The following is a 13041-nucleotide window of genomic DNA, read 5'->3' on the forward strand; positions in this document are numbered from 1 at the left end:
TAGAGAAATATGTCTTACAAATCCTTTACTTTCCAACAATTAGAAGAGCGATTTGGATTGGAGCTATCACTCAGTCCTATTTTGAGTGCCAAGGTGATTCCTGTAGAACCATCCGAATGGCTTTGGAGAGCAATCGAAATTAGTTCTAACACTGCTGTTACAACTGTAAAAGAACGTTCGGAACGGATTATTTCTCCTATTCTGTTAGAATTTAGAGAAAGGAATAACCGACAATTTTCTATTTTTTCTGGTTGGTCATTTGATGTAGATGCTGAGCTGGGATTGAATGGGGAATGCGACTTTCTATTGTCTTCCGTGCCGTTTGATTTTGAAATAAAAGTTCCGGTTTTTGTATTGAGAGAAACCAAAGGCGGAGAAATAGAATCTTGTCTGCCACAGTGTGCAGCACAAATGGTAGCTGCTCAGCTATTTAACGAACGCGAACACAATTCCATACCTGCAATATATGGCTGCGTAACTACTGGCGTTGTCTGGCGGTTTCTTAAATTAGAAGGAAAGAATTTAATTATTGATGTTGATGTTTATTGTCTAGATAATGTTCCTATGATTTTAGGTGTTTTGCAAACAATTGTTAATTTATACCAATAGTTTGACGACTATAATAAAATAGGTTTATAGGAAAAATCCCTGGTTATTACCAACTTAATAATCTTTTTTTACCAGAGGCAAGAGCGAAAAAAATTACCGAAAATCAAATACAGCATATTCCATGTATATGTGGTACACACAAGAAGAGAGACGCGAGTAAGGTGCGTCGCCACCCGTCAATCTGCAATCTTTATCAAAGATGAAGGAGCGACGCACCCTACGGACTAACACCACATAATATAGCTGCTCCTGTACTTCATGAACCACCGAATATGCTGTAATATCAAATCCCTTGGCATCGGAATGATTCACCTGTCTCTTCCGTTTCTCTGTATTCTCTGCGCCCTCTGCGGTTTAATCATTCCAATACAACCGGAATTCATTTAATATAGCTGTACCAATAATCGCAATGACTCCAGAAAAAACAGCGCTAATTCCGATTTATCGCGAGCAGTGGCGAGCAATTGGACTTTCGATCGCACCGATCGATCGCCCCAAGCGACAGCGGCCATCAACACCGCCTACAACATCATCCGCTATCTTGAACCGGAAATTATTTTCTGTGACAGCCATGACGCTGCTTTGCAAGCTTTTAAACCGCTAATAGAAGGCGATTTGGGCAGCGAGTTGGGCAGGGAAATTCGCGAGAAAATTCACATTGAATTGTACAATCAATTGAGGTATCAACTCGGCAGCGAACTGCAAAACCAACTTTACAGCCAACTTTACAACCGGCTGTACGACCCGATATATCAATTGCACAGTCAAATTAAAGATGAACTTCTAAACAGATTTATCGGCGAATTAGATAGTAGCGATTGGGACAGCATCCTGAACCGCCAATTTTACAACAATAACTGCATAGTTTCAGAATTGTCCGCTTTTAACGGCAGTTGGGTTGATTTTTGCATTTCAGTGTTAAATTTGGAGTTCGATCGCCCTTTATACTCAGCCTTTAAATCATTGGTGGAAAACTGCGGCTGGATTTACCCGTTTGAGAAAATGTGCTTTGTGTGCGATCGCCCGATCCAACTTCATTTTGATAGCGAATATTTGCTCCACGCTTTATGTCAACCAGCGGTTGAATTTGCTGACAAGTTCAGTGTATACTCTTATCGTGGCGTGCGACTGCCGGAAATAATCGGTCAAGTTCCGCCCCAATCTTGGCAAGCTTCATGGCTATTAACAGAACAGAATGCCGAAGTGCGGCGAGTTTTGATTCAGGCGATCGGCTATCCGAAAATTTGTCAAGAATTGCAAGCAACCGAATTGGATAAGTGGGTAGCCACGGGGGGCTACCCCTACCAAGAATATACTTTGTTGAAAATTGAGAATAATATTGACATAGAGCCAATTTATTTGTTAAAGATGACTTGTCCGAGTACGGGACACCTTCATGCTTTGCGAGTGCCGCCCAAAGTGCTAACGGCTAAAGAAGCGATTAGCTGGGTAAATTGGGGAATAGATCCCGAAGAATTTCAAGTCCAGACTTGAGGGGAAAGTTGAGAGTTTTGAGGGCGCGAGTTGACAGTTAAAGAATTACAGCGCCACAAAAGCAGCGTTCTGCACAAGTCCAGAACAATTAAAAAATGTAGAATTGCAGCCACCGCTTGATACTATGTACTCTGGCAGCTAAAACCCACAACTTCAAATCGACGTCAGGAACCTCAGCCCTGACGGCATGAGGCTTGAAAGAGAAATCTAACAAGCCATCCTGACCAGCCTAAGTCTTAACTGACTACGTTTTTTGAGTCACGACACCGGGCGGATGCGAAGCTAGTCCCCTGCTCTGTCGCTAGTAGTTAAACAACTTTAAGGTCACTGAAGTAGTGCTGCTAGCCTAACAAGCTCAGAAAACCTTGGCGAAGCTAACTTTACCCCAGAAATGGGAGTTTGAGGCAACCATACCTCATCGGAGGGGCAACGATACCCCTCCACCCCGCGAGGGGATTTAAATTAATGTAAAGCCGTGCTAAAAGCACGGGGTTTCTACCCATTTTTCTGATGAGCCAGCATTCAGACCGCATTGCCCCTCACGGCGGCATCCTGGTCAACCGCATTGCCACACTAGACCAAAGACAAGAATTTTTCGACAAAGCAGAGTCCCTGCCGCGAGTTCAGCTTTCAGATCGATCGATCTCCGACCTGCAAATGATCGCCATCGGCGCCCTGAGTCCCCTCAAAGGGTTCATGAACGAAGCTGATTATCGATCGGTCGTTAAACAAATGCGCCTCTCCAACGGCCTTCCGTGGTCGGTTCCCATCACCCTCTCGGTAACAGAAGAAGTCGCCGCCCCCCTGAAAGCAGGAACTTTAGTGCGCCTCGACACCCAGGCGGGCGAGTTTGTCGGCATCTTGGAACTTGCAGAAAAATATCACTACAGTAAAGAAGAAGAAGCCATCAACGTCTACCGCACCGACGACATCAAACACCCAGGTGTCCAAGTAGTAGACCAATCCGGGCCCGTTAACCTCGCAGGCGACATTTGGCTGCTGGAACGCGAACTAGATGTTCGCTTCCCCCAATACCAAATTGACCCGGCGAAATCGAGAATGCTGTTCACAGAAAAAGGATGGAAAACCATAGTCGGTTTCCAAACCCGAAACCCCATCCACCGGGCCCACGAATACATTCAAAAATGCGCCTTAGAAACAGTAGACGGCTTGTTCTTGCACCCGCTAGTCGGGACGACAAAAGAAGACGACATCCCGGCTGATGTGCGGATGCGCTGCTACGAAATTCTGCTAGAAAAATACTATCCAAAAGATCGCGTAATTTTGGCAATTAATCCGGCGGCGATGCGCTACGCCGGGCCGCGAGAAGCAATTTTTCATGCTTTAATTCGCAAAAACTACGGCTGCACTCACTTTATCGTGGGGCGCGATCACGCTGGAGTTGGCGATTATTACGGCACTTACGATGCCCAACATATTTTTGATGAATTTGAGCCGGGAGAATTGGGAATTGTGCCGATGAAATTCGAGCACGCTTTCTATTGCACACTGACGGAACAAATGGCTACAACTAAAACAAGCCCCAGCACTCCCGAACAACGGGTGCATTTGTCGGGAACCAAAGTTCGGGAAATGCTGCGCGCTGGAAAATTGCCGCCGCCCCAGTTTTCCCGGCCGGAAGTCGCTGCTGAATTAGCCAAGGCAATGAATATTTTTAGTTACGAGATTTAAATCTTGAACTTTGGTGGGGGCGACATTCTGAAGAGTTTTGAATTTTGAGTTTTGAGTTAAAATTTTATAATTTTAAACTTAAAGCTCAAAACTTAAAACTTAAAACTTATCTTAATACTAAACACTCACAACTTAATTAAATTCCCTAAAATTATTGCGGGGAATTTAACTAAAAAGTCACAACTTAAAATTCAAAGCTATTTAAAAATGGGACTCAAGCGGCGGGAATTTTTGCAGCAAGCTGGCCGGGTGCTGGCCGCCATCGGAATCGGCGAGGCCCTGTGGCTGCCGTTGGGCGATCGCTACCTCCAAGCCTTAGCGCAACCGACAGCCAGGAAATTGGCTTTGTTGGTGGGCGTTGACAAATATCCAGACTCGCCCCTGCACGGCTGCGTCACGGATGTGGAAATGCAGCGGGAACTGCTGATATATCGGTTTGGGTTTGTGCCGTCGGACATTTTGACTTTGACTGACGCTCAAGCTACGAGGGAGAATATCGAGACGGCTTTTGTGACTCACTTGACTCAACAAGCAAAACCCGGTGACGTGGTAGTTTTTCACTTTAGTGGCTGCGGTAGCCGAGTCAGTTTGGGCGAGTCTCCCGGAAAAATCCAAAACAGTTTGGTGCCGGCGGATGATGTTTTGCCGTTGTTAGCCAACCGGGCGGTGAACGATATTTTAGAGGAAACGCTGTTGCTGTTGATGCGATCGCTCGCGACAGAAAATGCGATCGCCATCCTCGACACCAGCTACCACTATCGGGGTTTCCCCACCAACGGCAATTTTCGCATTCGCTCCCGCCCCCGCCCCACCATCGGCGAGCCTCGCCTTGCAGAATTAACGTTTGCCCAAGGCCTCCGAACCCGCAAAAATCTCCGTCCTGCAGCCGCCGTACTTGCCGCAGGTGCGGATTCCCAACTCGCCGCCGAACAAGAGTGGGACGGATTTACCGCAGGTTTGTTTACCTACGCCCTCACCCAAACTTTGTGGTGGGCAACTCCCGCTAGCAGCTTCAGCGTCAGTTTCAGTCGTGCTGCGGGCAATGTTTACAGCAAGCTGGCGGGGTTATCGCAGCAACCGCAAATTCTCAATCACGATTTAACAATCGCGCCGGCGGTGAATTTTTCAAATTTAATGTTGAATTCCCCTGCATCTGACGGCGCTGTGACGGCGGTGGAAGAGGGGGGCAAAACTGTGCAGTTGTGGCTGGGGGGGTTGTCGCCCTCGGTTTTGGAGTTCTCCGAGGGTTCTGTGTTTGCTGTGGATTCCTCCGAGGGCGCGAGGCTTTTGCTGCGGGGACGCACGGGCCTTTCTGCTAAAGCCCAAGTTTTAGATGGGTCTGCTCAAACAGACGGCCAATTAACAGTCGGCGAATTGGTGAGGGAAGAAATTCGGGTATTGCCGCGAAACATCGGTTTGACAGTAGCTTTGGACTCGGGTTTGGAACGCATCGAGCGGGTGGACGCTACCAGCGCTTTTGCGACTGTGCCGCAAGTTTCGGCGGTAGGCAGCGAGCAATTGGCTGACTGTCGGTTCGGCAGAGTCCCGGAAACGACTTTAGCCGAAACTTCTTCGGCTCACGAGCCTGCTTTGTATCCCAGCCGTTACGGTTTGTTTTCTTTGGCTCAAACGCTGATTCCCGATACTGAGGGCGACGGGGGAGAAGCAGTTAAGGTGGCGGTGCAGCGCTTGACTCCGCAGTTGAAAGCGCTGCACGCTGGGAAGTTGCTGCGGCTGACAGCCAATGAGGGGTCTTCGCGCCTGAAGGTGCGGGCGGTTCTGGCAACTACCGCACCGCAAGCGCGGGCTGTGGCGCAGCGAGAGCCGGTGCGGGCCGGCGGTGATTATCGGCTGGAACCGCTGAGCGGAGAAAGTGAGAAATCCGCCAGTGCTCATATATTAAGTGTGAGCAACAGCAGCCGAATTCAGTGCAGATTGTATAACGACAGCGATCGCCCGGTTTACTTTGCGGTGTTTGACTCGGGCAGCGCGGGACGGCTGTCAGTGCTAGGCTATGAGGGCAAAGACGGTGTGGGGGGGATGTCGCGGCCGATCGCTCCGGGGGAGAATTTGATTGTACCGGCGGCTGGGGGGAGCGGATGGGCGGTATCCTTGCCGATCGGACTTGCGGAAACTTTCATTATATTTAGTGAGAGTCGCTTCGATCAAACTCTAGCTGCAATAGAAGCCGAGATCCAGCAAACGAGGGCTTCCTTGCCAATTCGAGTGCTGTTGAATCCTTTAAATGTGGCGCGGGCGGTGATCGAAGATTTGCACGCTGCTAGCATTCCGGGGGTGCAGAAAGCGGGGATATCGACGGACGATTTGGCTTTGGATGTGAATGTTTGGGCAACTCTGAGTTATGTTTATCGGGTGGTTTAATTGTTAAAAACTCCTCGATCAGAGTCGGCGATTGAAATCGCTTTTGATATTATGTCCGGTCGATTACCCCTAATACGGTAGGGGCGGGTTCACGAAAAAAAAATATCTGTCAATAATTGACAATCTCAAAAACCCGCCCTTTTAATCGCGGTCACTCGATCGGACTCGGACTTTGTTTGACTCTCGACAGCGGTTTCAACCGCCGCATCATAAAGGGGGTGGATTTCGCCGGATTTGGTATCAGAAATCAAGACTGATAAAGCTTTTCTACCATTTGAGCCAAGCGTTTCATAGCAGTTTCAATCTCATCATTTGTTGCAGTCAAACTGATGCGTATACACTCATGTTTGTGCTGCCAATCTTCCCGCAAACCGGGGAAAAAAGAACTTCCTGGCACCACAATTACGCCGACTTTTTTCAACTCTTGATACAGTTCCCAATCAGTCATTGGCAAATCTTTCAGCCACAACCACGCGAAAATTGCTCCTTCGCCCCGGTGCAAAAACCACGGCAAATCTTTCGGCATTGCTTGTTCTAGAGTGCTTTCTACGATCGCAAATTTGCTTTGATAGTACGGGCGAATTACGTTGATGGAGATATCGGCAAGAGCGCCGGAAGCAATGGCACGAGTTGCGATCGCCTGTCCGTATCTTGGCGAATGAATGCACATATTGGTCTGAAAACATTCTAATATTTGAATGATTTTTTCATCGCCGATCGCAATTCCGATTCTTTCACCCGGCAATCCGGCTTTCGACAAACTCATACAGTGCACGATATTGCCACCAAAAATCGGCGTCATTTCGGTAAAATTCAAGGACGGGAACGGAGGGCCGTAGGCAGAATCCACGAACACCGGTGCGTCAAAAGCGGCCGCTAAATCGGCAATTTTCTTCACTTCGTCGTCGCTGAGAACGTTGCCGGTGGGGTTGCAGGGACGGGAAAAAATGACGCAACCGGTGGTTTGGTCGATCGACAATTGGCTGAAATCCGGGCGATATTTGAACCTGTGGGCGGCCGCATCAATATCGAGGGTAGGTTTGCAGGCGACTACCGCTTCGGGAATCAAGCTCACGCCGCCGTAACCGGTGTAGTCTGGGCTCAGCGGTAGCACGATATTTTTAAGGCTACCCCCCCTAGCCCCCCCTTGGTAAGGGGGGGATTGATTGGCCGTTGCCCCCCCTTGGTAAGGGGGCGATTGATTGGCCGTTGCCCCCCCTTGGTAAGGGGGGGATGGGGGGGGTGCGGTGTAGCCGCCGAAAGCGTTGGCTGCGTAGAAGTAAATTGATTGACTTCCGGGAGTAATTAGAATATTGCGATCGGTCAAATTCAGTCCGTAACGCTGATTAAAATCCGCCAAAACCGCATTGATAAACGGCTGATAACCTTGACTGGAACCGTAGCGACAAACCACCTCGCCGTATTCCGGGCCCGCCAAAAGTTCCGCAGTGCAGTCGCGCCACAACTGCTCGACTTCCGGCAAAATCACCGGGTTTCCGGCGCTCAAATTGATAAACTCCTGCCCGCTGCCGGCTCTGAGAGTTTCAATAATATCTTTCATAATTGCCCGAACTCCCGTGAGGTGGGACATCTGAGCGCCAAATTGAGTCAGGGCAGGGTTCATAGCAAATGCAGCGACAATGATAGAAGTTTACAGTTTACCCATGATAACTCCAGTCGCCGGCGTTAGCCTAGCTGATCTGGGGCATGGGTTGTCGATCGAGCATCTGATTAATTCAATAAACTCGATGCACAGCGTTTTATTTCTTCCCCTGTGCGCCCGCCGGAGTATAAGATTGTGGCCATTTGTGGAGTTCGATCGAACTGAGATGTTGCACCATTCTCAATAAGCTTTTTAGGAACAGGCTTTTCGGCCTGTTCCACAAGAAAATTCACTCTTTGTGGAACAGGCCGAAAAGCCTGTTCTTGACAATGGTGCAAGATGTGAGATCGAACAGTGTTTTTTACCTAAAAATTAGCGAACCGAACAGCCATCTCTAATTCAAGAGTTGTGGTAAGATTTCACGCCGTCGCGCCCGATGAATTGCCGCTCCTTGACAACAACCATTGGGAGAATCTAAAATTAGTCGTAAAACCCGATCGCAACAGAATTTTATGGGAGCCTGTTACTGCTATAATTACAGGTTTAATCCAGCCTCAAAAATCCGATTTGTTGCTAGCTCATTTTCATGATTCGCGGTTTTTTGACAGCGGTGCATTTTATTATCAATCCGACTCAAGCCAATATCTGTCGTAAGATCGACCTTTGAGTGGCATTACATAACAAAAACGTAAATTTTCACCCAATTAATTGCCGTAAAATTCAATAAAACAATGACACACTTTCCACTTATAGAATACGAGCAACTTACAGATCCTAAAGCCAAAGCAGTGTACGAAGAAATCTTGACAGACTTGGGGTTTGGCATCGTCCCCAACCTGTTCAAGTCAATGGCAATCAACCCTGACATATTAGAAGCAAATTGGAAAAAATTCCGGGGAACAATCCTGCAAGGAGACTTACCCCGCACGCTTAAAGAAATGGTCGGCGTCGCTATTTCCCAATCAAATAATAGCGAGTACGCTCTCCAAGTTCACCTACACGGATTGTCAGCCTTGGGGATGAGCGAAGAACTACTGCGAACCCTAGTTTCTGACTTTGCCAACTGCCCTTTGCCAAAACGTGATAAAGCCGTAATTACCTTTGGCTTGCTGGCTGCTACAAAACCCCTGGAAGTGACAGAAAATGATTACCAAAACCTGCGGGATTTAGGGCTAGATGATTCTGAAATATTTGAGATTATTGCGACAGCAGACTTGTTTAGCTTTGTCAACCGATATACGGATGCAATAGCCCTGGAAATAGATGCTTTGTAATCTATATTGTATACCCCTATTATGGGCGATCGGCTAGAAGATCAAGATCGAGAAGAACTTCTGTTGACAGCCCGCCGTTTGTTAGCAGAAGCTCAAGCCCTTTCCATCCGCATTTCCGCCGTCAACGAAGTTGCCACTGCCATTAACCGCACCCTCGATCTGGGCCAGATTTTGCGGGTAGTAGGCAAGCAAGCCAAATGGTTGCTCGACTTTGAACACTGTAGCGTTTGCCTGCACAGCACTAATGCTTGCATGACTTTATTTGGCCCACATATTCCTGTAGATATTGCAGCCCTCCCAGAGGGCGGCCCTATTCACAAGGCCTTCAACACACGTCAACCTCAATTAATTCAAGAAGCAGAGGCTACTGCTATTTTATCCCCCTACGCTTCGCAAATAATCCTTCCTTTGGAAAGCGAAGGTAAGGTTTTAGGAACCATTAATTTTGCCACAACCAAGCCGCGAGCTTACACTCAAGAAGACTTGCGGATTGGCTATCTTTTGGCTTTGCAACTATCCTCAGCCATCCGCAATGCTGAACGTTTTAAAGAAATAAATAGGCTGTATTCCGAACTCGATGCCGAAAAGCACAAATCCGATCGGCTACTGTTGAATGTGCTCCCGGTTGAAATTGCCGAGGAACTCAAAAATAACGGCAAAGTGGAACCACTTTATTATGATAACGTATCGGTTTTATTTACTGACTTTAAAGGCTTTACTCAGTTATCTGAAAAAATGACGCCGCGAGAATTAGTTGACGAACTAGACTATTGTTTTTCTTATTTCGATCGCGTGATGGATAAATACTCTATGGAAAAATTGAAAACTATTGGCGACAGCTATATGTGCGCCGCAGGAATTCCTACGCCTCGCGCAACACACGCTTTTGACGCTGTACTTGCTGCCATAGAAATTCGACAGTTCATGGATTTGCGAAAAATACAGAAAGCTCAAGAAAATATCCCTTATTGGGATATCCGCATTGGCATTCATTCAGGCCCAATACTTGCTGGGGTAATTGGCAATAAAAAGTTTTCCTATGATGTCTGGGGAGATACAGTTAATACTGCATCTCGGATGGAATCTTCCGGCGTACCTGGAAATATCAATATCTCTCACGACACGTTTGAATTAGTTAGAGATTTTTTTGAATGCGAATACCGAGGCAAAATTTATGCTAAAAATAAAGGGGAGTTGGATATGTATTTGGTTCGCTATCTTAAATAAATTTGGGACTGGCTAATTGCTAAGGGAAAATGGCTAAGCGAGCCATACCATTTTAGATTTTAGATTTTAGATTTTAGATTTTAGAATTGGGGATTACTGATTACTATCACGGTTTGGATCGCTGGCCTACAGTTGCAGTTTTTTTAAGGGCTGTTAGATATTGCAATCCTTGCAGGAGTCGTAAATTTTTTACCCCACCCCAACCCTCCCCTTATAAAGGGGAGGGAGTAAGAAATTCACAAATGATGCGAGGATGGCTATATCGCTCGAAGTTTTTTTCAAAGTTCGGTATTGTATCGGATTGTCACCAAGCTATATTAAAATTATCGAGTTGTAGATTTTATTTTTTAATTATTTATGCGTATTTGGCAAGCCGATTTTTACCGCCGCCCTCTCCAAGACGAAACTGGTAAACCACTGTGGGAACTCTTAATTTGCGAATCGGAAGGCAGTTTTCAATTTAGCGCTGTTTGCAGCCAGGGGGACGCAAATTCTAATTGGCTAGCCTCGCAGTTGCAGCAGCAAGCTCAAACCCAGAAGTTGCCGGACTTAATTCAAGTATTTAGGCCTCAGTCTCTGGGCTTAATTGAGGCTGCGGGCAAAGTTTTGGGTGTCAAGGTGGAAGCGACTCGGCGCACTGCGGCTCTGAAATTGCTGCTGCAACAACGCGCAAAAGAATATTCGAGTCTGCCTAATTATACAGGTGAAACTTACAGTGCGATCGCCCTCGACTCGCCGCCACCCGTACCCTTACCCGAAAACCTCTGGGGCGATGGCTGGCGTTTTGCTTCCCTACCCGCCGGCGACATTGAAGAGGCTTTCCAAGGGCGTCCCGTGCCCATCTTGGAAATGCCAGAATTGCTGTTACCGCTGAATTTAGGCTTGGCCTCAACAGTACCCGTACCGGGAGTTGTAATTGACGGCGGACGCCAGTCTATGCGGTTGGCTAGATGGCTTCAGGATGCCAAACCTTTTGCTTTGAATTATATTGCTGGAGAACCAGACGGATTGATATTGGAAGCTGGGTTAGTAGATAGGTGGGTTGTGGCTACTTTTGAAGATAGCGAGGTGAAAGCCGCGGCCCAAATTTACCAACAGCGCAAGCAATTAAGTAAAGGATTACATTTTTTGTTAGTGCAGCCCGATGATAGTGGCATGACTTATACAGGCTTTTGGCTGTTGAATTTTGATCGATAAGATGTAAATAATATTATTTATGATGTTGATAAATCGCGCGCCGAAAAATAGTAAAACAGCGCTCGAACTCAGTTCCCGCCGATACAGACTCAAACACAAATTTTAAAACAGCTTCTGGAGCTAACAAGAGATTGTGCTGCCAAGTTATTCTACAACTAAAATCAATCCGTTTTGGATGCCCTGACACACTCGGTTGATGTGACACTGGTCTTTTTCGTTCAGACCTTTCTGGGCTAGCATGGCTGATTTCAGTAGCCGTCTGTCAAGGGGGGTAATTTGACGAAAAGCAAAGATGCGCTGGACGATCGCCTCGATCGAGATTTTGGGGAGGTTAGCAGAGCTGACTGTCATGGTCTTAACACGCTAAAAATAAGTAACAGAACTATGTACCTTTATTTTTAAAGATTTTGTGAAGCTACTTTGTGATTATGATCACAAAATTTTCGTGACAAAATAGTGTATGTGGGGTGACTGTTGTCACCAAATCTTCAATTATCTTTACACCAACTTAACGATGGCCCGATAGAATCACTGTGGTAAAACTCAAGCAGAGGGTAAAAATGGCACAAGCAAAAATCGGAATTATCGGCGGCAGCGGTTTGTATAAAATGGAGGTCCTCAAAGATATTGAAGAGGTGAAAATTGATACACCTTTTGGATCGCCATCCGATGCCGCCATTGTGGGAACATTGGACGGTACGCCGGTAGCATTTCTGGCTAGACACGGCCGCAACCACACTTTTTTGCCCTCAGAAGTGCCGTATCGCGCAAATATTTATGCCATGAAGAGTTTGGGAGTTGAGTATTTAATCTCAGCGTCGGCGGTTGGTTCCCTGAAAACAGAGGCGAAACCTTTAGATATGGTAGTGCCGGATCAGTTTATCGATCGCACAAAAAATCGAGTTTCTACCTTTTTTGGAGAAGGAATAGTCGGTCACATCACATTCGGCGATCCGGTTTGCGGCGAATTGGCTAAAGTGTTAGCAAGTGCGATCGAATCCTTGAATCTTCCCGACGTTAACCTCCACCGGGGCGGCACTTACGTCTGCATGGAAGGCCCCGCATTTTCCACAAAAGCAGAATCAAACCTTTACCGCAGTTGGGATGCCACAGTCATTGGGATGACAAATTTGCCGGAAGCAAAATTAGCGAGAGAAGCTGAAATTGCCTACGCAACTTTAGCATTAGTCACGGACTACGACTGCTGGCATACCGAACACGACAGCGTAACTGTAGAAATGGTAATAGCAAATTTGCACCGTAATGCAGAGAATGCTCAAAAAGTCATTCAAGAAACAGTCCGTAGACTAACAGAAAATCCACCTGTTTCTGATGCACATTCTGCTTTGAAATATGCAATTCTGACTCGGCTGGATCAAGTGCCGACGGCCACTAAGGAGAAAATGGGTTTGCTATTGCAGAAATATTTGTAAAACGAACCGCGAAGACGCAAACAGCGCGAAGGAAAAACTGCATCCCTTCTTTCTCTTCCTTCGCGTCCTTAGCGTCTTCGCGGTTCATTTAATCTTACGACTATTTGTTATCGTAGAGATTACGATTATT

General features: G+C 46.9%; 12 protein-coding genes. 9 read left to right on the forward strand and 3 right to left on the reverse strand.

Features of this window, described 5'->3' with window-relative positions; translation table 11 throughout:
• The first annotated feature begins 9 nt into the window (after positions 1 to 9).
• The 4 genes from QUB26_RS10870 (at position 10) to QUB26_RS10885 (ending at position 6177) form a co-directional block, all read left to right on the forward strand.
• Entirely contained in the window at positions 10 to 609 is a 600-nt protein-coding gene (locus tag QUB26_RS10870; protein ID WP_333317905.1) for a hypothetical protein, read from the forward strand.
• 453 nt (positions 610 to 1062) lie between these two features.
• The gene (locus QUB26_RS10875) at positions 1063 to 2103 is read left to right on the forward strand and encodes a DUF6745 domain-containing protein (protein WP_333317908.1); all 1041 of its coding nucleotides are present in this window, start codon (positions 1063 to 1065) and stop codon (positions 2101 to 2103) included.
• Between the two features lie 510 nt (positions 2104 to 2613).
• A complete protein-coding gene (gene sat / locus QUB26_RS10880) occupies positions 2614 to 3795 on the forward strand; it encodes a sulfate adenylyltransferase (RefSeq protein ID WP_333240085.1) in 1182 nt (393 codons plus the stop codon).
• A 207-nt stretch (positions 3796 to 4002) separates the two neighbouring features.
• On the forward strand, positions 4003 to 6177 hold the full coding sequence (locus QUB26_RS10885) for a caspase family protein (RefSeq protein WP_333240087.1): 2175 nt from the start codon (positions 4003 to 4005) through the stop codon (positions 6175 to 6177).
• A 247-nt stretch (positions 6178 to 6424) separates the two neighbouring features.
• Here QUB26_RS10885 and QUB26_RS10890 read toward each other — a convergent pair whose 3' ends face one another.
• Entirely contained in the window at positions 6425 to 7801 is a 1377-nt protein-coding gene (locus QUB26_RS10890) for a valine--pyruvate transaminase (protein ID WP_333240089.1), read from the reverse strand.
• 107 nt (positions 7802 to 7908) lie between these two features.
• Positions 7909 to 8061 (reverse strand): hypothetical protein, encoded by a 153-nt coding sequence (locus QUB26_RS10895; protein ID WP_333253641.1) that lies wholly within the window; start codon positions 8059 to 8061, stop codon positions 7909 to 7911.
• 127 nt (positions 8062 to 8188) lie between these two features.
• Between QUB26_RS10895 and QUB26_RS10900 the strand changes: the two genes are divergently transcribed.
• The 4 genes from QUB26_RS10900 to QUB26_RS10915 all read left to right on the forward strand — a co-directional run bounded on the left by QUB26_RS10900 (position 8189) and on the right by QUB26_RS10915 (position 11478).
• Complete coding sequence (locus tag QUB26_RS10900; protein ID WP_333240091.1) at positions 8189 to 8434, forward strand: hypothetical protein; 246 nt, start codon at positions 8189 to 8191, stop codon at positions 8432 to 8434.
• Positions 8435 to 8511: 77 nt separating this feature from the next.
• Positions 8512 to 9054, forward strand: coding sequence for a peroxidase-related enzyme (locus tag QUB26_RS10905; RefSeq protein WP_333240093.1), 543 nt, complete (start codon positions 8512 to 8514; stop codon positions 9052 to 9054).
• A gap of 6 nt (positions 9055 to 9060) precedes the next feature.
• Positions 9061 to 10281, forward strand: a complete 1221-nt coding sequence (locus tag QUB26_RS10910) for an adenylate/guanylate cyclase domain-containing protein (RefSeq protein WP_333317910.1) — start codon at positions 9061 to 9063, stop codon at positions 10279 to 10281.
• 357 nt (positions 10282 to 10638) lie between these two features.
• The gene (locus QUB26_RS10915) at positions 10639 to 11478 is read left to right on the forward strand and encodes a Tab2/Atab2 family RNA-binding protein (protein ID WP_333317912.1); all 840 of its coding nucleotides are present in this window, start codon (positions 10639 to 10641) and stop codon (positions 11476 to 11478) included.
• A 144-nt stretch (positions 11479 to 11622) separates the two neighbouring features.
• Here the strand turns inward: QUB26_RS10915 and QUB26_RS10920 are convergent, their stop codons facing one another.
• Positions 11623 to 11829: a hypothetical protein gene (locus QUB26_RS10920; RefSeq protein ID WP_333069727.1), complete on the reverse strand. Its 207-nt coding sequence runs from the start codon at positions 11827 to 11829 to the stop codon at positions 11623 to 11625.
• A gap of 209 nt (positions 11830 to 12038) precedes the next feature.
• On the opposite strand from QUB26_RS10920, the gene QUB26_RS10925 reads away from it, so the two are divergent.
• Positions 12039 to 12911 carry an S-methyl-5'-thioadenosine phosphorylase gene (locus tag QUB26_RS10925; protein WP_333317914.1) on the forward strand — a complete coding sequence of 291 codons (873 nt, stop codon included), beginning with the start codon at positions 12039 to 12041 and terminating at the stop codon, positions 12909 to 12911.
• Positions 12912 to 13041 lie beyond the last annotated feature (130 nt).

Source organism: Microcoleus sp. B4-C1 (assembly GCF_036705285.1).
GTDB lineage: Bacteria > Cyanobacteriota > Cyanobacteriia > Cyanobacteriales > Microcoleaceae > Microcoleus.